The organism is Pseudomonas sp. COW5 (assembly GCF_026240005.1).
Classification (GTDB): domain Bacteria; phylum Pseudomonadota; class Gammaproteobacteria; order Pseudomonadales; family Pseudomonadaceae; genus Aquipseudomonas; species Aquipseudomonas kribbensis.
Genome location: NZ_JAPHVP010000001.1, coordinates 28,799 through 47,003, shown reverse-complemented (window position 1 = coordinate 47,003; position 18,205 = coordinate 28,799). Strand labels below are relative to the sequence as shown.

14 protein-coding genes and 1 pseudogene are annotated in these 18,205 nt (G+C 60.7%); 5 read left to right on the top strand and 10 right to left on the bottom strand.

What is annotated here, in order from left to right; genetic code table 11:
* The first annotated feature begins 5 nt into the window (after positions 1–5).
* The 4 genes from OQ248_RS00190 (at position 6) to OQ248_RS00175 (ending at position 6,899) form a co-directional block, all read left to right on the top strand.
* The gene (locus tag OQ248_RS00190; RefSeq protein ID WP_265811718.1) at positions 6–2,813 is read left to right on the top strand and encodes a multicopper oxidase domain-containing protein; all 2,808 of its coding nucleotides are present in this window, start codon (positions 6–8) and stop codon (positions 2,811–2,813) included.
* Positions 2,814–2,830: 17 nt separating this feature from the next.
* Positions 2,831–3,901: an SCO family protein gene (locus tag OQ248_RS00185; RefSeq protein WP_265811717.1), complete on the top strand. Its 1,071-nt coding sequence runs from the start codon at positions 2,831–2,833 to the stop codon at positions 3,899–3,901.
* Positions 3,902–4,006: 105 nt separating this feature from the next.
* On the top strand, positions 4,007–5,500 hold the full coding sequence (locus OQ248_RS00180) for an ATP-binding protein (protein ID WP_265811716.1): 1,494 nt from the start codon (positions 4,007–4,009) through the stop codon (positions 5,498–5,500).
* A complete protein-coding gene (locus OQ248_RS00175; RefSeq protein ID WP_265811715.1) occupies positions 5,469–6,899 on the top strand; it encodes a sigma-54 dependent transcriptional regulator in 1,431 nt (476 codons plus the stop codon). The genes OQ248_RS00180 and OQ248_RS00175 overlap by 32 nt, the downstream gene beginning before the upstream one ends.
* On the opposite strand, the gene OQ248_RS00170 is transcribed toward OQ248_RS00175, so the two are convergent.
* Positions 6,890–7,258 carry a hypothetical protein gene (locus OQ248_RS00170; RefSeq protein WP_265811714.1) on the bottom strand — a complete coding sequence of 123 codons (369 nt, stop codon included), beginning with the start codon at positions 7,256–7,258 and terminating at the stop codon, positions 6,890–6,892. The genes OQ248_RS00175 and OQ248_RS00170 overlap by 10 nt on opposite strands.
* Before the next feature lie 137 nt (positions 7,259–7,395).
* Between OQ248_RS00170 and OQ248_RS00165 the strand changes: the two genes are divergently transcribed.
* Positions 7,396–8,202, top strand: a complete 807-nt coding sequence (locus OQ248_RS00165; RefSeq protein WP_265811713.1) for a class I SAM-dependent methyltransferase — start codon at positions 7,396–7,398, stop codon at positions 8,200–8,202.
* Between the two features lie 55 nt (positions 8,203–8,257).
* Here the strand turns inward: OQ248_RS00165 and OQ248_RS00160 are convergent.
* From OQ248_RS00160 to OQ248_RS00120, 9 genes and pseudogenes are all read right to left on the bottom strand, one after another.
* Positions 8,258–8,398 (bottom strand): annotated as a pseudogene (locus OQ248_RS00160) (transcriptional regulator); the annotation flags it as partial.
* Positions 8,399–8,544: 146 nt separating this feature from the next.
* Positions 8,545–9,237 (bottom strand): N-acetyltransferase, encoded by a 693-nt coding sequence (locus OQ248_RS00155; protein WP_085712097.1) that lies wholly within the window; start codon positions 9,235–9,237, stop codon positions 8,545–8,547.
* Positions 9,238–9,387: 150 nt separating this feature from the next.
* Positions 9,388–11,166, bottom strand: a complete 1,779-nt coding sequence (locus tag OQ248_RS00150; protein WP_265811712.1) for a hypothetical protein — start codon at positions 11,164–11,166, stop codon at positions 9,388–9,390.
* 94 nt (positions 11,167–11,260) lie between these two features.
* Positions 11,261–12,058, bottom strand: a complete 798-nt coding sequence (locus tag OQ248_RS00145; RefSeq protein ID WP_265811711.1) for a ChbG/HpnK family deacetylase — start codon at positions 12,056–12,058, stop codon at positions 11,261–11,263.
* Positions 12,030–13,217: a GNAT family N-acetyltransferase gene (locus OQ248_RS00140; RefSeq protein ID WP_265811710.1), complete on the bottom strand. Its 1,188-nt coding sequence runs from the start codon at positions 13,215–13,217 to the stop codon at positions 12,030–12,032. The genes OQ248_RS00145 and OQ248_RS00140 overlap by 29 nt, the downstream gene beginning before the upstream one ends.
* Positions 13,218–13,221: 4 nt before the next feature.
* Complete coding sequence (locus tag OQ248_RS00135) at positions 13,222–13,911, bottom strand: N-acetyltransferase (RefSeq protein WP_265811709.1); 690 nt, start codon at positions 13,909–13,911, stop codon at positions 13,222–13,224.
* Positions 13,912–13,982: 71 nt separating this feature from the next.
* Positions 13,983–15,902, bottom strand: a complete 1,920-nt coding sequence (locus OQ248_RS00130) for a hypothetical protein (protein WP_265811708.1) — start codon at positions 15,900–15,902, stop codon at positions 13,983–13,985.
* Positions 15,899–17,206, bottom strand: coding sequence for a lipopolysaccharide biosynthesis protein (locus OQ248_RS00125; RefSeq protein WP_265811707.1), 1,308 nt, complete (start codon positions 17,204–17,206; stop codon positions 15,899–15,901). Before OQ248_RS00125 ends, OQ248_RS00130 begins: the two co-directional genes overlap by 4 nt.
* The gene (locus OQ248_RS00120) at positions 17,203–18,204 is read right to left on the bottom strand and encodes a polysaccharide deacetylase family protein (protein WP_119429855.1); all 1,002 of its coding nucleotides are present in this window, start codon (positions 18,202–18,204) and stop codon (positions 17,203–17,205) included. The genes OQ248_RS00125 and OQ248_RS00120 overlap by 4 nt, the downstream gene beginning before the upstream one ends.
* Between the last annotated feature and the right edge of the window lies 1 nt (position 18,205).

Genomic DNA, 18,205 nt, shown 5'->3' with positions numbered 1-18,205 from the left:
TGGTGATGGACAGAACAACGCGTGACCCCAAAAAGCTGTTTCTGCTGACGCCTTTGAGCGTCTTTCTGATGTTGGCCCTGGGCAACATGGCCGGGGTCCGAGCGAGCCCGATCGACGACGAAAACCAGCCGGAAGCCTCCGACCCGTCCGCATATTACGACGAGCCGGCCGATGAACCGGCGGCCCTCAACGCCATCCTGACCATGCCCGAGGCCAACGAAGATTCCTTCGATCTGCCCGACGGGGTGAAAGGCACGCGCAACACCACGCGTTCGGAAAACATCCTGCCGCCGACCGTGCAGACCAGTTTCAACTACCCCACCAACGGCAAGCCGAGCCCGCTGTTTGGCGCTCAGCCGTTTACCCAGCAAATCGTCCTGTTCGAAGAGTTCGGCCCGGAAAAACTCGACCCGACCACCCCGGCCGCGCCGCTGGGCTTTCCGCCAGCCGCGATCGGCCCGGCGCCGGCCCAGGATCCGAACAGTGTCGCCCGCAGTGCGCCACCGGGCACCGCGCTGGACGCGTTCCTGCGGCAACCGGGGCTGACGCCGTTCCCGAGCCAGTTCTCCAACGTCGTCGACCGCAACCCGTGGCAGTCGCAGATCGAGCTGTTCCTCAACCGCCACATCGGTTCGTCCGCCGAAGGGCGGCCACCGGGAAAAGGCTGGGCCCACCAGCGCTGGAACGAGTTCTACCCGCAAGTCGCCTACAAGACCGTGCAGACCGGTGCGCGTCTGAACGGCGGCCTGCGTGACAGTCGGCAGATGCACGGTTATGCCGTCGGCGAGTTCGGTCCTGGCGGTCTGTACCACAACGTTGCCGGCGTGCCGGCGACGGATGGCACGGCCAAGGGCGTCGATGCGCGTTTCCACCCGGCGATGCCGGTGCAGAACCACAACTCGGTGTGGACCTTCGACGGCACGCTGCCGCCGAAACTGTTGATGGTGCGCTACGGCCAACCGGTGATGATGCGTCACTACAACGGCTTGCCGATCGATCCGTCGGCGAACCGTGGTTTCGGTCTGCACACCATCACCACCCACGAGCACAACGGCCACGCGCCGGCGGAAAGCGACGGCTATGCCAACGCGTTTTTCTTCCCCGGCCAGTACTACGACTATCGCTGGCCGATCCAGCTCGCCGGTTACGACAGCATCAACACCAAGGCTGAGGATCCGCGTGCGGCGTTCCCGTGTGCGCCAGGGGAAACCCTGTGGGTCAACGACCTGCAGCCTGCGAAGAAGACCTGCGACCACGGCACCATCAAGATCCGTGGCGACTGGCGCGAAACCATGAGCACCCACTGGTTCCACGACCACATGCTCGATTTCACCGCGCAGAACGTCTACAAGGGCAACGCCGCGATGATGAACTACTACAGCGCCCTGGATCGCGGCAACGAATCGGTAAACGACGGGGTCAACCTGCGTTTCCCCAGCGGCAGCGCTTTGCCGTGGGGCAACCGCGACTACGACGTCAACCTGGTGTTCGCCGACAAGGCCTGGGATCAGGAAGGTCAGTTGTGGTTCAACCCGTTCAACACCGATGGCTTCATCGGCGATCAGGTGCTGGTCAACTGGCAGTGGAAACCGACCCTCGACGTGCGCGCCCGCAGCTACCGTTTCCGCATCCTCAACGGTTCGGTCTCGCGCTACTTCAAACTCGCGCTGGTGCGGGAAATCAAAGGCACCAGCGGTGAATTCCAGGGGCCGAAGAACTCCGGTGTTTCCTACAGCCGCGTGCCGTTCCACATGATCGCCAACGACGGCAACATCATGGAGCACAGCGTGCCGTTCGACGGCTCGATGGACCTGGATGCCGACGGCGACAAACAGAACCACAACGCGATTCTGCCGACCCAAGGCATCGCCGAGCGGTTCGACATCATCGTCAACTTCTCGAAAAACGGCATCAAACCGGGCGACAAACTGTTCTTCGTCAACCTTCAGGCCCAGGACGACGGCAAAGGCCCGAAAGAGACGATCTCGCTGTCCGACGTGCTCTCCGAGAAGTACCTGGCGGTGATCAAACAGACCAGCAAAGGCCCGCAATGGGACAAGGGCGATCCGGCGGTAGGCAAGGTCTTGCAGCTCAACGTCAAGCCTTTTACCGGCCAGGACCTGGCCATGGACCCGGCAGCCTACGAACCGGCCAAACCGGGCAAGGCTGAAGGCATGGTGATGATCCCGCTGAAGATCCACCGCGACAACGCCGCCGACAAGGCGCTGCTGGCCAACGCCCGTCACCGGACCTTCACATTCGGCCGCAGCGACGGCACCGATGAAGCACCGTGGACGGTCAAGACCGATGGCGGCTTCGGCTTCCACATGGACCCACGCCGGTTGAATGCGTCAACGAAATTGGCCAGCGGCCCGACCGATGCCGGCACTGCCGGGTTCGGCACCCTGGAGGTGTGGAACATCAAGCTCGGCGGCAAGGGCTGGAGCCATCCGGTGCACGTGCACTTCGAGGAAGGGATCATCCTCAGCCGTGGCGGCAAGGCCCCGCCTGAATGGGAAAAATGGGCACGCAAGGATGTCTATCGCATCGGCTCCGAAGCCGACGGGCTGGACAGCGTGGAAATGGCGATCAACTTCCGCGAGTTCGCCGGGACCTACATGGAGCACTGTCACAACACCCAGCATGAGGACAACTCGATGCTGCTGCGTTGGGACCTCGAGAAACCCGGGCAACTGCAGTTGATGCCGACACCGCTGCCGAGCTGGGATGGCGTGCGCTACGTCAACTCCGCCGCGCTGCCAACCTTCCGCGCTGGCGATGGCTTCGGCCCGCAAGTGACCGTGAAGAAATGAGCAGGGAGGGAGCCGACATGACCCGGCCAACGCCGCGCTCCCGCGCCCTGGGCATGCACTTGATTCTGGTGCTGGTCACCTGCCTGCTCGGCAGTCAGGTGCTCATCGCCCATCAAGCGCTGCCCGAAGGCGCCAGCGAATCCGCCACCCCCTGGGGTGGCGACTATTTCCCCAACACTTTGCTGACCGATCAGGACGGCAAGCAGGTGCGCTTTTTCGATGACCTGATCAAAGACAAGGTGGTGGTGATTAACTTCATCTTCACCTCGTGCAGTGACTCCTGCCCACTGGAAACCGCACGCCTGCGTCAGGTGCAGAAACTGCTGGGTGATCGGGTCGGACAGGACATCTTTTTCTACTCGATCAGCATCGATCCGCTGAGCGACACACCCGAGGTCCTCAAGGCCTATTCACAACGCTTCAAGGTCGGCCCCGGCTGGAAATTCCTCACCGGCGAATTCGAAGATGTCACCGACCTGCGCAAGAAACTCGGGCTGTTCATCGAGGGCGTCGACAACGGCCGCACCAAGGACCACAACCTGAGCCTGATCGTCGGCAACCAGAGCACCGGACGCTGGATGAAGGCCTCGCCGTTCGAGAACCCGTGGATCCTCGCCGATCAACTGGCCAACACCCTGCAGAACTGGAAGCAGCCGAGTATCGAAGAAAGCTACGCCAATGCGCCGGAAATTCGCCCGCCGAGCAACGGTGAAGAACTGTTCCGCACTCGGTGCGCCTCCTGCCACAGCCTCGGCCCGCAGGACGGTGAAGGCATCGGCATGCGCAACATCGGCCCGGACCTGATCGGCGTGACCCGCCAGCGTGACCCGGCCTGGCTCAACCGCTGGATCCGCGAGCCGGATCGGGTACTGGCAGAAAAAGACCCGATTGCGCTGCAACTGTTCGAACAATACGAGCGGATTCCGATGCCCAATCTGCGCCTCGACGAACAGTCGGCGCAGTCGATCATCGACTTTCTGCGCGATGAAACCGAGCGTCAGCACCCGACCACGCAGCCCTTGGCTGACGGGGCGTTGACGCCAACCCGTGCGGCCGCTAGCAGCGAAACGGTGAGTCGTATGCGCTAACGACCAAATAGCGACTTTGAGTCCTGTATTGCGGTGATAGCCACCTACACTCATTCGAGAGGTGGCTGTAACCGGTTCGATACAAAAAAACGCCAGGGCACCCCCATGCAACGACTGGAAGAACAACAAACACCGGCGCCGAACGTTGCGGCGGCCGCCATCAAGGGTTGGGGCGCGCAGTTCAATCTGCTGCGCTGGTTCTCGCTGGCGAGTTTTTTCATCATTGCCGCCGTGGCGCTGGGGCTGGGTTATATCTCCACGCGCTTCGTGGTCACTGAAAGCGTCGAGCGCGATGCGCTGCTCACCGCGCAATTCGTCCAGGCCATCGGCGATGCGGAAATGCGCCATGCCGGCATCACACCGCTGCGCACCATGGGTGAAATGCTTGACCCGCGTCAGGACGAAAACTTTCCCGACGTCGATCCGCTGGCCCATGGCGCGGCCCGGGCCGAGTTTCTCGATCACGTCGAACACTTGCCGGATGTGCTGCTGGCAACGGTCTATGCCCTGGATCGCTCGGTGATCTGGTCGACCAACCCGGAACTTATCGGTGTCAAGTTCGAGGACGATGACGAGCTGGACGAGTCGTTCGAAATGAAAGTGCCGGTGTCCTCCAGCTATCACAAGATCGACGACGAGAAACCCGAGCAGAAACTCTCCCGCGAACCCAAATACCTGTTCATCGAGAACTACATCCCGATGTTCAACGCCGACAAAAGCAAAGTCATCGCCATGGTCGAGATATACAAGGAACCGGCGGATCTGGTGGATCGCATCGACCGCGGATTTGCCTCGATCTGGGCGGCGACGATTCTCGGCGGGGCGGCGATTTACCTGGGCCTGTTCTGGATCGTGCGGCGCGCCTCGACCCTGCTGCACAGCCAGCAGCAACAACTGATCAGCAACGAAACCTTTGTCGCCCTGGGGGAGATGTCCTCGGCGGTGGCCCATAGCCTGCGCAATCCGCTGGCGACCATTCGCTCCAGTGCCGAACTGGCCCAGGAAGTGGCCAGCCAGAGCGCCCAGCGCAATATTGGCGACATCATCAGTCAGGTGGACCGCATGTCGCGCTGGGTCCGGGAGTTGCTGGTTTCGCTGCGGCCGATGAGTGACGACGGCGAGGCGCTGGAACTGCGCGCCGCCGTGGAAGATTCCCTCGGCGCGTTCGAGGCGCTGATCCGGCGCAACGGCGTCGAGGTACGACTCAACCTGCAGGACTGCCCGCCGGTGGTCAGCCACAAGGTGTTGCTGACGCAGATTCTCAATAGCCTGTTCGCCAACGCCCTGGAGGCCATGCCCAAGGGCGGCGTGCTGAGTGTCGAGATTGAGGCACCCCATGCCGGCCAGGTCTGCATGACGGTGGGGGACACCGGCAAAGGCATGAACGCGCAGCAGCAACAACTGGTGTTCAAACCGTTTTTCACCACCAAGCAGGGCGGCCTCGGGGTTGGCCTGGCACTGGTCAAAAGAATCATGGAGCGTTTTCAGGGCTCGGTCGTGCTGACCAGCCGCGAGCAGGAAGGAACCCGCGTCAGTCTCAACTTTAAAGTGGCATCGGGAGGGGAATATGGAACACAGCATTCTGCTGGTCGAGGATGACGAACTGTTGGCCGAGAATATTCAGACCTACCTGGAACGCAAAGACTTCGAGGTGACGGTCTGCCATTCGGCCGAAGACGCGCTGGGGCAACTGGAAAGCTTTATGCCGGACATCGTGCTGACCGACAACTCGCTGCCGGGCATGAGCGGTCACGACCTGATCCAGAAGCTGCGCATCAGCGCGCCGGATCTGAAAGTGATCATGATGACCGGTTACGGCAACGTCGAAGACGCGGTGGTCGCAATGAAGGAGGGCGCCTTTCATTACGTCACCAAACCGGTCGCGCTGCCGGAGCTCAAACTGCTGCTGGACAAGGCCCTGGCCACCGAACGGATGGAGCGCACGCTGTCGTTCTATCAGGAGCGCGAGGCGCAAAAGTCCGGGGTGCAGGCGCTGATCGGCGAATCAGAGCCGATGCTGCATCTGAAGAACACCATCGGCCAGTTGCTCGAAGCCGAGCGGCGCATGACCGGTGGTGACCTGCCGCCGGTGCTGGTGGAAGGTGAGACAGGCACTGGCAAGGAACTGGTGGCCCGTGCGCTGCATTTCGATGGCGTACGCAGCAAAGGTCCGTTCATTGAGTTCAACTGCGCGTCGATCCCCGCCAACCTGGTGGAATCGGAGCTGTTCGGTCATGAGAAAGGTGCGTTCACCGATGCCAAGGACCGCCGCGTCGGGCTGGTGGAAGCGGCGGACGGCGGCACGCTGTTTCTCGATGAAATCGGCGAGATGGACCTGGTGCTGCAGGCCAAACTGCTCAAGCTGCTGGAGGATCGCACCATCCGCCGGGTCGGCTCGGTGAAGGAGCGCAAGGTCAATCTGCGGGTGATCAGCGCGACCAACTGCAACCTCGAACAAATGGTCCAGCAGGGCAAGTTCCGCCGTGACCTGTTCTTTCGCCTGCGGATCATCTCGATCAAGGTGCCGCGCCTGTATGCCCGGGGCGACGACGCGCTGCTGCTGGCCCGGCATTTTTTAGCCAGTCACGGCAAACGCTACGGCAAACCCAACCTGCATTTCAGCCAGCAGGCCGAAGAGTTGCTGCTCAATTACACCTGGCCGGGCAACGTGCGCGAACTGCGCAACATGCTCGAACAGACGGTGTTGCTGGCGCCGAACGACACCATCGCCGCGCACCAGTTGAACGTGTGCATGAGCCTGGTGGACGAACCGTCGCTGCATCAGCATCACGAGGTGCCGCACTTCGAACCGCGTCCGGCGAGCAACACCGAGTCGATGAACCTGCCGGAAGTCGAGCGCGACATGGTGCGCAAGATGCTCGACAAGACCGACTGGAACGTCACCAAGTCCGCCCGCTTGCTGGGCCTGAGCCGCGACATGCTGCGCTATCGCATCGAGAAGCTCGGTCTGGCGCGACCGGACAAGCGTCAGTGGTAGACCGCACTGGTTCGTGGGTTCGGCGGGCTCAGACATTCCAGCAGGCACGTCGGGTCCAGCACCTCGTCATTGACGTAGATGCCGCGCTCGGCATCGTAGGTGCGGATAAACACCCGCACCGTCGCATCGGCCACGGTCGGCAACTGTGAGTCATGGAACACGTGGCGATCCGGGATGACGATGAAATCCTGTGGCGGCGCGTCATCGAACGCTCGCGGCGGCTGCGCATACAGCGAAGGCGGAGCAGGGTGGGCGAAGGGCTGGTCGGCCCCGTAGTAATTGAAGTTGCTGTCGAGGGCTTGCGCCTGTGTGGCGGCGAGCAGACAGGCGGATAACAGCAGCCGGTTGAACGTTTGCATGGCGGCACCTGTGGAAGCGGTTTTCCCCAAGGCTATTAACTATAGCCGCCCGTTGGCTTACAAGTTCGCAACAACCTGGATCATCGCGCTCAACTAGACTCGGGCCGCTCAATCAAGAGCATCGTGTGGAGTGCGCCATGGAAGTGCCAAACAACAAGAACGCCATCGAAAGCAATCGTCAGGCGTGGAACGATTCGGCCCGTCATCATCAGGAGTCGCCCGAGTGGCAGGCCTTGCTGAGCGAGGTCACCCTGACCGGTTTTTCCTGCCTCGACGAAACCTTGCGCGGGTTGCTGGAGCAGGTTGGCGTCGATGGAAAAGACGTCGTGCAACTGTGCTGCAACAACGGCCGCGAGAGCCTCTCGCTGTTCGCGCTGGGTGCGCGCAGTGTCGTCGGGGTCGATCAGTCGGCGGCGTTTCTTGAACAGGCCCGTGTGCTCAACAGCCGTTCGCCGCACCAGGCCGAATTCATCGAAGCCGATATTCACCACCTGCCCGAAACACTGCGCAATCGCTTCGACGTGGCGCTGATCACCATCGGCGTCCTCAACTGGATGCCCGACATCGGCGAGTTCTTCCGCCACGTCGCCTCGACCCTGAAACCGGGCGGGCAATTGGTGATCTACGAAACCCACCCGTTCCTGGAAATGGTCGATCCCGACGCCGAAGATCCGTTTCGCCTGGCGACCTCGTACTTTCGCCAAGAGCCGTTCGTGCAGCAGGAACCGATCGTCTACGTCGGTAAGGTCGAGCAACAGGTCGCACCGTCGTACTGGTTCGTGCACAACCTCGGCGCCATCTTCACCGCCGCCCTCGACGCCGGGCTGAACATCGCGCACTTCAAGGAATACCCGCATTCGAACCGTGAAGAGGCGTATGACCAGTATTTGAACCGCGAGGCGCAGATGCCGATGTGTTTTACGTGGGTGGGGGTGAAAAACTGAGGCAGCTACAGAAGGGTGGGTTGAAGGCCGCTCTCTCTTTTGGGGCAAGTCGGATACGGGCTTCGGTCACGTATCCGATTGCTCGAAGTAACTCTTCGTCATCACCCTCTGCCAGTACTTGAGAGAGGTATTCACGGATGGCATTCAAATCAATCAGCAATGCCTTCATATCAAAATCGGATGTGTTTTGATTCATCGGTCGGCCCCTGTGTTTCTGCCTGAATGTATTCATTCACACGGCTGAAAGCAGTCAGTGGGAGCCGAAACTGAATGGCGCTGTTTCTTATACGAAAGTAGGAAGAATCTGCAGCGTCCATTAACGCCGCAGATTCAATGAACGGATCAAGCCTGCGCAGCCGCCGTCACCACCGGCCGCCCCGGTTTGCGCAGCGGTTCCAGTCTCGAACCTTCATAGCGCGTCTCGCGGAAGAACCGCCACTTTCCAAACAATCCATAGACGTGGGTGACGCGACCCTGTTCGTGATAACCCATACGAATGTGCAGCTTCAGCGCCGGGATGTTGTGTGTTTCGCAGACGTCCACCACCTTGTGGCAACCCTGGGCGGCCATGGCTTGCCAGAGGGTGACTTGTACGTCCACCGACAGGCTGCTGCCGAAGTAGGCGCGGGTCATTTCGCCGCCGAATTCGAAGAACTCGCCGGGCTGGACCGGGAAGTTGCAGCCGTAGTAGTGACGGTCGTGATAATCCCGGGTGCTGCCCCAGATGAAGGCCACGGCGTGGCCGTCGGCGTCCAGGTACATGTGCCCGGTGTGGCCTTCGCTGGCGAGTTCGGCCATGGTCTGTACACGGTCACCGAAATGCTTGCCGAACGCGCCGGCATTCTGCGGTGTGATGTCGACTTTGCGCAGGCCTTCGTAAGGGCGCAGCTTGTGCGGCGGCACCGGGCTGATCAGGTCGCGCTCCATCCACAGCAGTTCCCAATGGAAGAACACATAGCGTTTCCACAAGGTGGAAAACGTGCGGCCCAGGCCTTTTTGCTTGATGCGTTCGCGCAGCTTTTCGATGACGCTCATATGCCCTCCGTGGCCGAAGCCCGGGTCTAGTGGGTGACGCTCCACTTGGGTATAGATGAGCGATGGCCATTACATTGCAATCTTCTATATAGAATTTGTTGCAACTTGTGTAAATGATTTGACACGGTTTTCAGGCGTCAAAATTACGCTTTATTCAGAGGCTTGGATCAAGTCCGTTACTGTTCTTAGCGACCAATATTGATAGGGTCGCTGACCACTTGGGATGAATTGCAACCTCAGGCCCGGGAGCCATAATTTAAGTTCCGCGCGCTCGGATTCGTGAAAAAGACCACCCATAAGATAGGGCTTGATCAGGCGAGAACGTGCTTGATCGAAGATGACTCCTTCAAACAGACTGGCTGCTGCCATTTTTGGGGATTTGCGGTGAAGCTCAAGGTAGTGCTTCTGCGTCCAGGCCAGCACGGCAGTTTTGAGTGCCTGACAGTTGCCTGCCGCACGTTGATCTCTGGCGATGCCCATTACGCTCCAGCAAAAACCCAGTAGGGAGGCGCGTTCATAAGTAGAGCGATGCAGGTGACGGTTAATCTCATCGATTATCCTGGTGCAGACCCACTGTTTGATCACGGAGGAAGCAGGGTGGTCGAGTTCACGATCGAAAAAACAGCGCCAAATGATTTTCTGGTGCAGTTGGTTGCACAAAGAAACTGGAGACTGGACTTTTGCGGCATGGACGATAGTGGTGTAAATCATGTCCGCCAGCAGATCGTAGTAGGTGGTCAATCCCGCAAAATTGTATGAATTGGCAGGTGGACGACCAGCTGATTGAATATATTGAGCGGCATCCTTCGCGAGCGGATGTTCATCAAAGAGATGCAGAATGTCATCAATGAACTGTGTGGCGATCCGGGCCTTTTTCAACGGTTCGGCTGTTATTCGCGGATCTGCCTGTTCATTGATCAAGTACAGATCGGCCGTAGCCATCGCGATATTGTCCGACATGTCATCAAATGATTTGAATTGATTGCCAAGCGCCCGATTTACGTAATCTTCGAGCGTTTGCGTTGTGACGCCGACCAGCACTTCCCATTGCCGTGCGTCCCAGTACTCCAGTTTATGTCGATCCAGTTTGAACAGGATCCGAAACGACTCAACCATTTCATGGTTGGAAAAAATCGCATTGCTGAATGGCTTTTCAATACCGTGGAATCCTGATTCATAGCCGCTTTGCTCGTGATACAGCTGAGACTCTGTATTTTGCAGGGCGCCGCTGACGATGTTTTTTGCCAGGATATTCATGCGTGTCGGAAACGCTTGCAGTTTGTTCACGGCATTGAAAAAAGCAATGCAAGTATCTGGCGCATTTGCAACCAAGGCCTTGCAAAAACGCGGATCGGAAATCAGAAATAGCAACTTTCTTGCATTGTCGGCCACCCGATAAGGCTTGTCATGCATAGGGTCGCTGGGCGGCAGTTCGATTAATGCGTAGCGCATTATGTTGTCGACAGAAGGAAGCAATTCCTCTGCTAGGATCGCCATTTCCGAAGTGTTGCCTCGGATGATGATTTTCTTAAACTGTTCCAGATAACGATCATCATTTAAACGGCAAAACTTCAACGGTCTGATGAAAGAAAAGAGCAACCAAACCATAAAAGTCAGAAAGTACAGGCTTGCCAGCACAAGTTGCCAGGATTCTGGCGTAAGAAGCCAACCCTTGGGTACACACAGCTGTTGGGCGCGCCAGAAGTCGGTCAGGAGTGTCAACAGACCCACAAAGCCGACGGAGTAATATGACAGTTTGAAAATGGAGAAGGGTGCCGTCTCCAATCTGAATTGGTATCGCGCACCGCTGATTGTCCAGGCAAGCACCAACAGTGCCGATGCAGCGAGAAAATCAGAAAAGCCAAAAAACTTCGGTGCATCCTTGACCAAGGGGAAAAAATTGGCTCCCCACGTGCAGGCTTCTTCCATGACAACATTTTTCCCGAGCTAATTGAACAGAACAGGCATTCGAGCCAGTTGCTGAAAAAATGATGCTAGGGTGCCACTATCCATCACGCAAAGTCTAATGCCTGACAATCGAATCCTGTGTGTTCATTCCCGCCGGATTAACGGCCCGATAATCGATCCTTGGCACTCCTCGTAACCGTTCAGTCAGCACCGCAGTCAGAGACTCCCCCGGCTCAAGATACGCATCACCGAAATCCGCACCGAGCTGGTTCGGATGGGCAACGATTTCCAGCACACCGTCGGTCGGCGCAGGCTCGTTGCGCAGGTCCACCGGGGTGCAGACATAGTCCGCGGTTGCACCGGCCAGCCCTTGCAGACGACGATTGAGCAAACCCTTGAACAGGCGCTTCGGCAGACTGAGGTTCTGTCCCAGATTGCGCGCCAATCGCACCGGTACACCCTGGTGTGCGGCGAAGCGCGCAACGATCTCGCCGATCGGCCAGATGTTGTGCACGTGCTGATGTGAATCGATGTGGCTCGGGCGCACGCCGTGATCGACACAACGCTGCCACTGCGCCTGCAATTCCTCCAGTACCGCTTCACGATCTTCACGACCCAGCCACAGGCTGTGCCGCGCCAGGCTCAGATCGAATACCCCGTGGCTGTCGCAGAAGGTGGGGCGGGCGAGAATCGCCTGACTCAATGGCCGGCCGTACGTCAGGTTGAAGTGCAGGCCGACCCGACCTTCCAGCATGTGATGGCGGGCCATCGCGCAGGCCGCTTCGAAGGCCGGCATGTTGGCCATGGCCGTGGCGGAACTGATGACCCCGGCCTGGAAAGCGCTGAAGATCACCGCGTTTTCGTTCGGGCTCAAGCCGAAATCGTCAGCGTTGACTATGACTTGGCGAGGCATGTTCGCCCTCCGTGGTGGGGTGGGTTGCCGGTTTTACGAGGGCCGTCGGTTTTGTCGTTGCCTGCCGTGCCCGCCACTGCTGCAGCTTCGGCTTGAGTCGCTGCCAGAGCCGTAATACCAGGCCCAGCAAAACACCGCTCGGCCGCCAGGAATAGAAACTCCAGCGCCAGTGCTCCAGTTGCCCGGTCATGCGTTCGTGCAGTTGATGGCTGGAGTTTTCCAGGCTGACCCGCGAGGCGTCGATCCAGCGCCAATGATCGTCCAGCCCCCAGCGTATCCATTCCTCCAGCAACACCCGGCCGCTGCCCAGGTCGGCGTATTGCGGCAGGAAGGCGAGGTTGTAATCGTAGAGCCGGCCCTGTTCGAGCAGGCCGAGCCGGTAGCTGATGCAGCGGCCGTCCAGCTCCAGGGTGACGACGCGCACCAGACCCTGGGCGGCGAGGGCAGTGAAAGCGTTTTCGATGCAGCGGCGGCTGCGTTCGGTGGCGAAGATGCCGACGCCTTCGTCGCCTTTCCAGCTCACCGCTTCGACTTCGCGGATGGCTTGCAACAGCGGGCCCATGGTCAGGGCATCGGGCGTGATTCGCCGCACCACCGCGCCACAGGCGGCAATCCGTTTGCGCGCGCGGCGCAGCTTGTAGCGCGGATCGCCGGAGACTTCCTGATGATCGGCATCGCTGATCAAGTGCACCGGCACCCGACAGCTCAGGCGTCGTTCGGCGTTGGAGCTGCGGGCCATCCATTGCGTGAGAACACTTTCTTCACCCGCCGGCTCCGACAGTTCGTTGAGTTGCAGCAAGGCGTGGGGGATGCGCTGGCGGATCAGCAGCAGTGCCTGGCGCATCTCGTCGGCCGCCAGCACAGACAGCAATGCCAGACGATCCGCCAGCGGATAACCCAGGTGATGCACCACGGCAAACGGTATCCCGCCAAAGCATTCACGACCGGCCACCAGCGGCAGGCACAGGCGCAATTCGTCCGCTTCCCAGCCCAGCAGAATGTGCAGATGCTCGTTCGTGTCGAGTGTCTGCTCTGCCGCGATCAGCCAGCCGAGGCTGTTGAACGGCGTGTGATCCGTCACCCGCAGGCGCAGCGCTTCGTAAGCCGCTGCCGGAAAGTCAGGGGCGCACAACGAGGTGCGCCATTCGAATCGCGCCATAGGCTCAGGTCGCCGTTGCTGTGACGGAGGGACGGGAAGGTTTGCGCAACGCATCCAGCCGCGAACCGCTGTAGCGGGTTTCGCGATAGAAACGCCAGCGGGCGAACAGGGTGTATACGTTCATGATCCGGCCCTGTTCGGTGTAACCCATGCGCAGATGCAGCTTGAGCGCCGGGATGTTGTGGAACTCGCAGACGTCCACGACCTTGTCGCAACCCTGGGCGGCCATGGCTTTCCACAGTTCCAGTTGCAGATCCACCGACAGTTCGGTGCCCCAGTAGGAACGGGTCAGCTCACCGCCGAATTCGAAGAACTCGCCGGGTTTCACCGGGAACATGCAGCCGTAATAGTGACGGTCGAAATAGTCCCGGGCGCTGCCCCAGATGAAGGCCACTGCATCGCCGTGATCGTCGAGGTGCATGTGCCCGGTGTGACCTTCACTGGCCAGCTCCGCCATGGTGCCGACGCGGTCACCGAAGTAGCGGGCGAAGGCGCTGGCGTTGTCCGGGGTGATCTTCACCACCCGCAGCGGCGGATACGGTTTGAGGCTGTGGGGCGGCACCGGGCTGACGAGGTCGCGCTCCATCCACAGCAGTTCCTGATGGGAAAGGACGTAGTGTTTCCACACCTTGGCCAGCGTCGCACGCAGGCCTTTTTGTTTGATGTGTTCGCTGATTTTTGTCACAACGTTCATGGTCGGTACTCCTGATGATGTGGCATCGCGCGGCAAGTGGCCTGCGCGGCAGGACATCAACGGGCGGATCATCAAGTGCGCCAGCTCAGGGAAAACAGGGTCTGCCCCGGCAGCTCGAAGCGCACGCGCCCGTCCTGGCAACGGAAGGGCGCGTCGCGGCTGCGGTTGTCGGCGCCGAAGTAGCGCAGGGCGCCGTTGTTCAACGGGCACTTGGCGCCCGCCAGATCGACACGCTGCAACCGCGTGCCCTTGTTCACACCCAGCAAGCCGCGCTGATCGTCGCCGGCCATCGCCAGCACATCGACTTCGAAGGCATCGTTTTCCAGCCACAGCACCTTGTGCAGCCAGTGTTGCTGGATGAACTGCTGGGCCAGGCCAACGGGTTTGAGTTCGAAGTGTTGTTCATCCGCCGAGACGCGCAACATGCCTTTCGGATACTCCGGCTCATCGGCGGCCTGGAACCAGTTGAGCATCGTCAGCAAGCCGTCCTGGGAGGCGTTGATCACCACCGAGGCCCACCACAGCGAGGTGTAATGGGTTTCCTGATCGTAGGGGCTCAGGCTTGAACCGCTGGAGAGGTTGGTCTGATCCAGCAGCAAGGCCTTGCGAGGCTGGCCCTTGGCATCGAGGCCCACCAGATCGGCGGCGCGGCGCACGCTGTCGCGGTACACGCGAGTGGCGAGCAGGTCGCGGATCATCCACTCATGCCAGGCCAGTGCGTCGACCTGATCGGCGGATTCGCTCAGCAGTCGCCGGGCCCAGTCGATGCCGCGTTTGTTCGCGGCGTTGTCGGCGAACGGGCCGTTCACCAGCCGCGAACTGGCCGGCATCGCGATGCGCACACCGGCCCGGGCGTTGGCCGGATCGCTGCGCACCTGTTGGGCCATGCTGGTGAAGATCGAGCGGTATTGCTCGTAGCTCGAATAATTAAGATTGGGCTCGTCGGCAAAGCCGATGTAGTGCGTGCCTTTGCCGCCAAGCAGCCGGGTGCTCGCGAGCCAGGCGTCGAGGCCGCCGTTGCTTTGCACGTCGGCGCGCAAATCGGCCTGACGCTGGCTGCCGGCAAGCAAAGTGATGTCCTGACGAATGCCGAAACGGTCCTGATAGACCTGGCGAAACGCATCTTCGAAATGCGGCTTCTTCGCCGTCACGTCGACGAAGCTGTAGTAACTGGCGGCCGTCGGTTTCAGCGCATCGAGGGCGGCATGGCTGGCGGGCGGCGGCATCACGTAGGGCAGGGCGATGCCCAGATCCGGCGTGCGGCCGAGGACTTTGTCGTGCAGGGTCAGGCGGGTCTGGCCGTCGTCTTCGCGCAGCGGTTTGAGTTGCTGCGGGTTTTGCGCGAACAGATTGGCCGTGCCGTCGAGCCAGAACGCCGCTTTGCCGCTGCCTTGCAGACGCAGGCGCCAGACTTGTTCGCGATCACTGACCGGCAGCGCGACCTGATCGAATTGCCAATAGGCGCGATAAGGTTTCAGCGCCAATGACAGCTGTTGTCCATCGCTGACCCGCTGCGCTTGCAAGGCGCTGACGCCACCGTGGAACTTGCCGGCGAGCACCGCGTGTTCACCCGGTGCAATCCTGAAATACAGCTCATCGCCGTCACGGGTTTCCGCGCTGAAATGCACCTTGGCCGGGGCGAACAGTGCGACGGTGTTTTCGTCGTGCTCGACCCGGTAATTACGAAAGCTGTAGCCGGGGATTTCCAGCTGATAACTCGCCGCGCCCGGCGCCAACGGCCAGCTCTGGCTGCCACGGGTTTCGCTGGCCTTGATGAAGCGCTCGCCCTGCAATTTGCCCTGGCCGTCGAGCAGGTACAGGTGCTCTTCGTTGGCGTCCGCCTGCCATGCCGGCGCCCAGCGCACGGTCACAGTGTCGGGGCGATCCGCTTGCAGGTACAGGCTGCCGTCGCGAATGTCACCCCAGCGCATCGACGCCGCAAAGGCGTCCAGCGACAGGCCGAGACCGAGCAGCAGGGCCAGGCTTTTCATGCTGCCTTCCGACGCTGCAACATCAGCCACATTGGCGCGATGTCGGCGGGCAGGATGATCAGGGTTTGCCAGAACGGCACGCCGCTCAACCGGCAATACAACACCAGCATCGCCACGGTCACCGCCAGATAGGCAATCGACGATGCCGCTGCGGCGCCGACAATCCCGTAAGCCGGGATCAGCACCACGTTCAGCGCCAGGTTTAGCAGGGCGCCAAGGCCCATCAGCAGCGATACGCTGCCGGGGCGATTCTTGCCCAGCAGGTCCAGCCGCAGAATGCTCGCGTAGCACAGGCCCAAGAGGCCAGGAAGCAACGCCAGCAGCGCCGGATACGCCGGTTGATAGGCGACGCCGAACAGGGTGACGATCAGCCATTCGCCGATCACCGCCATGGTCAGGCAGGCGCCGAGCATCACCGTGGCGGTCAGGCGCAGGGCCAGCGGGGTGACCTTGTCCATGCCTTCGTCCTGTTGCAGCAGGCGTTTCATCAGCGGCGTGGTCACCGCTTCCGGGACGATCAGCAGCAACTCGGCGGCGGCGCTGGCCATCGCGTAATGCCCGAGGGCGGTGCTGCCGAGCAAGGCGCCGATGAACAGGTAATCGGAACGCAGAATCACCTGCTGGAACAGCAGGTCGGGGTGGCTGCGCGCACTGAAGCGCAGCAGTTCGTTCTGGCTGGCGCGATCCCATTGCAGTTGCAACGGCTGCACGCGTTTGAGCCACAACCAGCCGACCAGAACTACCAGACTGATGCCGGCCAGCCAACTGATCAGTGCGGCTTCAAGGGCCGCTTCTTTCCACATCCAGAACAGTGCGAGAAACAGCAGCAGCGGCGCCAAGGATTCCACCAACCGCAAGGCGTTGAACGCGACCACGCCGCCGGACGCATTGTGCAAGGTCAGCAAGCCGCTTTTGAGTACGGTCAACGGCACCGCCAGCAGCAACAGCCACGCCAGCAGACCGAGTTGCAGGGTCACGTCCAGTTCACTGCCGAACTCGCGCACCAGCGCCACCACCAGCAAGGTCAACAGACCTGCCAGCAAGCACCCGAACACCAGCACTTGAGCCAGCAGCAAGCCCATCGGCCGTTGCTTGGCCGCCTGATAACCGACCGCCGAATTCAGGCCGCCACTGGTGGCCGCGCTGATCAGATCGGGCAGGGTGCTGAGCAGGGCGAACAGGCCGCGCTCGCTGGGGCCGAGGATCCGCGCCAGCAATACGTTCCTCAGCAGGCGCAGGGCAATCATCGCCAGTTTGGTGCCCATGCTCAGCGCCAGGTGCTTGAGGTAACTGCTTCGACTCATGGTCGCGCCCCGCGAAAGATCCGCCACGACAGCAACTCGGGGTTGCGCGCCGTGCGTTGACTGACGCCGAAGCGCGGCAGGTTCAGCGGATCTCCGGCGCCGCGATAGATGCCGGTGCCGGTGCCGAGGGCGAACGGATAGTCGTGATTGGCAATCTGTTCGCGGACTCGCGCGTCGTTGTCGCCGTTGGGGTAGCAGTACACCGGCAATGGCCGGTTGCAGCCGTTGTTCAGTGCGTCGCGGCTGCGGCTGATTTCTTCGCTCAGGCGCACATCGTCAAGACCGGTGAGGATCGCGTGGCTGGCACCGTGAGGACCGAAACGCACCAGACCCGAAGCCTCCATCGCCCGCACCTGATGCCAGTCCAGCGCCTGGGGCAGTGACTCTGGCGGGCATTCGTTGGTCAGGCGTTCGAGGATCGAAGGGTCGGTGTTCTTCAAGCTTTGCAGATAGTGCAGCAACGTCAGGCTGCGACGATCCACATCGATGTCGTCCATCAGCACCGGCAAAGGGTGGTGGAGCGCCTGCAGGCAGTCGATCAGGTGCATGCGCGGTTTTTCACCGTGGCTGCCCCACAGGGTTTCACCGATGCTTTCCCACCAGAAGCGCTGGCGGCTGCCGATGAAATCCGTGGACAGGAAAATGCTCGCCGGCACCTGATGTTTTTGCAGCAGCGGGAAGGCGTTGGCGGCGTTGTCGCGCCAGCCATCATCGAAGGTCAGCGCCACTTGCGGGCGCTCCCGGCGCAGGGCGTTGGGCTGGAGGATTTCCATCAGCGGCACGCAGTCGAAGTGCCTGCGCAGCCACACCAGCAAATGCTCGAAGGCTTTCGGGCCGACGCACAGTTCGTTGCGATGCGGCAGGTCGGCGGCGCGGTCATTGGACAGCACCCGGTGCAACATCAGTATCACCCCGGCGCCGTGCAACTGGTTTCGTCCCACGGGCGAGTTGAGATAGAGCCAGCCACTGGTGCGTTTTATCAGTTGTTTGATCGCCATG

What these genes read in the sequence shown, in the direction of transcription:
- OQ248_RS00155 (WP_085712097.1), bottom strand. Translation starts at nt 9,237, where the DNA reads ATGAGCGTCATCGAAAAGCTGCGCGAACGCATCAAGCAAAAAGGCCTG.
- OQ248_RS00135 (WP_265811709.1), bottom strand. Translation starts at nt 13,911, where the DNA reads ATGAACGTTGTGACAAAAATCAGCGAACACATCAAACAAAAAGGCCTG.
- OQ248_RS00170 (WP_265811714.1), bottom strand. Translation starts at nt 7,258, where the DNA reads ATGCAAACGTTCAACCGGCTGCTGTTATCCGCCTGTCTGCTCGCCGCC.
- OQ248_RS00120 (WP_119429855.1), bottom strand. Translation starts at nt 18,204, where the DNA reads ATGGCGATCAAACAACTGATAAAACGCACCAGTGGCTGGCTCTATCTC.
- OQ248_RS00165 (WP_265811713.1), top strand. Translation starts at nt 7,396, where the DNA reads ATGGAAGTGCCAAACAACAAGAACGCCATCGAAAGCAATCGTCAGGCG.
- OQ248_RS00180 (WP_265811716.1), top strand. Translation starts at nt 4,007, where the DNA reads ATGCAACGACTGGAAGAACAACAAACACCGGCGCCGAACGTTGCGGCG.
- OQ248_RS00145 (WP_265811711.1), bottom strand. Translation starts at nt 12,058, where the DNA reads ATGCCTCGCCAAGTCATAGTCAACGCTGACGATTTCGGCTTGAGCCCG.
- OQ248_RS00175 (WP_265811715.1), top strand. Translation starts at nt 5,469, where the DNA reads ATGGAACACAGCATTCTGCTGGTCGAGGATGACGAACTGTTGGCCGAG.
- OQ248_RS00150 (WP_265811712.1), bottom strand. Translation starts at nt 11,166, where the DNA reads ATGGAAGAAGCCTGCACGTGGGGAGCCAATTTTTTCCCCTTGGTCAAG.
- OQ248_RS00125 (WP_265811707.1), bottom strand. Translation starts at nt 17,206, where the DNA reads ATGAGTCGAAGCAGTTACCTCAAGCACCTGGCGCTGAGCATGGGCACC.
- OQ248_RS00140 (WP_265811710.1), bottom strand. Translation starts at nt 13,217, where the DNA reads ATGGCGCGATTCGAATGGCGCACCTCGTTGTGCGCCCCTGACTTTCCG.
- OQ248_RS00130 (WP_265811708.1), bottom strand. Translation starts at nt 15,902, where the DNA reads ATGAAAAGCCTGGCCCTGCTGCTCGGTCTCGGCCTGTCGCTGGACGCC.
- OQ248_RS00185 (WP_265811717.1), top strand. Translation starts at nt 2,831, where the DNA reads ATGACCCGGCCAACGCCGCGCTCCCGCGCCCTGGGCATGCACTTGATT.
- OQ248_RS00190 (WP_265811718.1), top strand. Translation starts at nt 6, where the DNA reads ATGGACAGAACAACGCGTGACCCCAAAAAGCTGTTTCTGCTGACGCCT.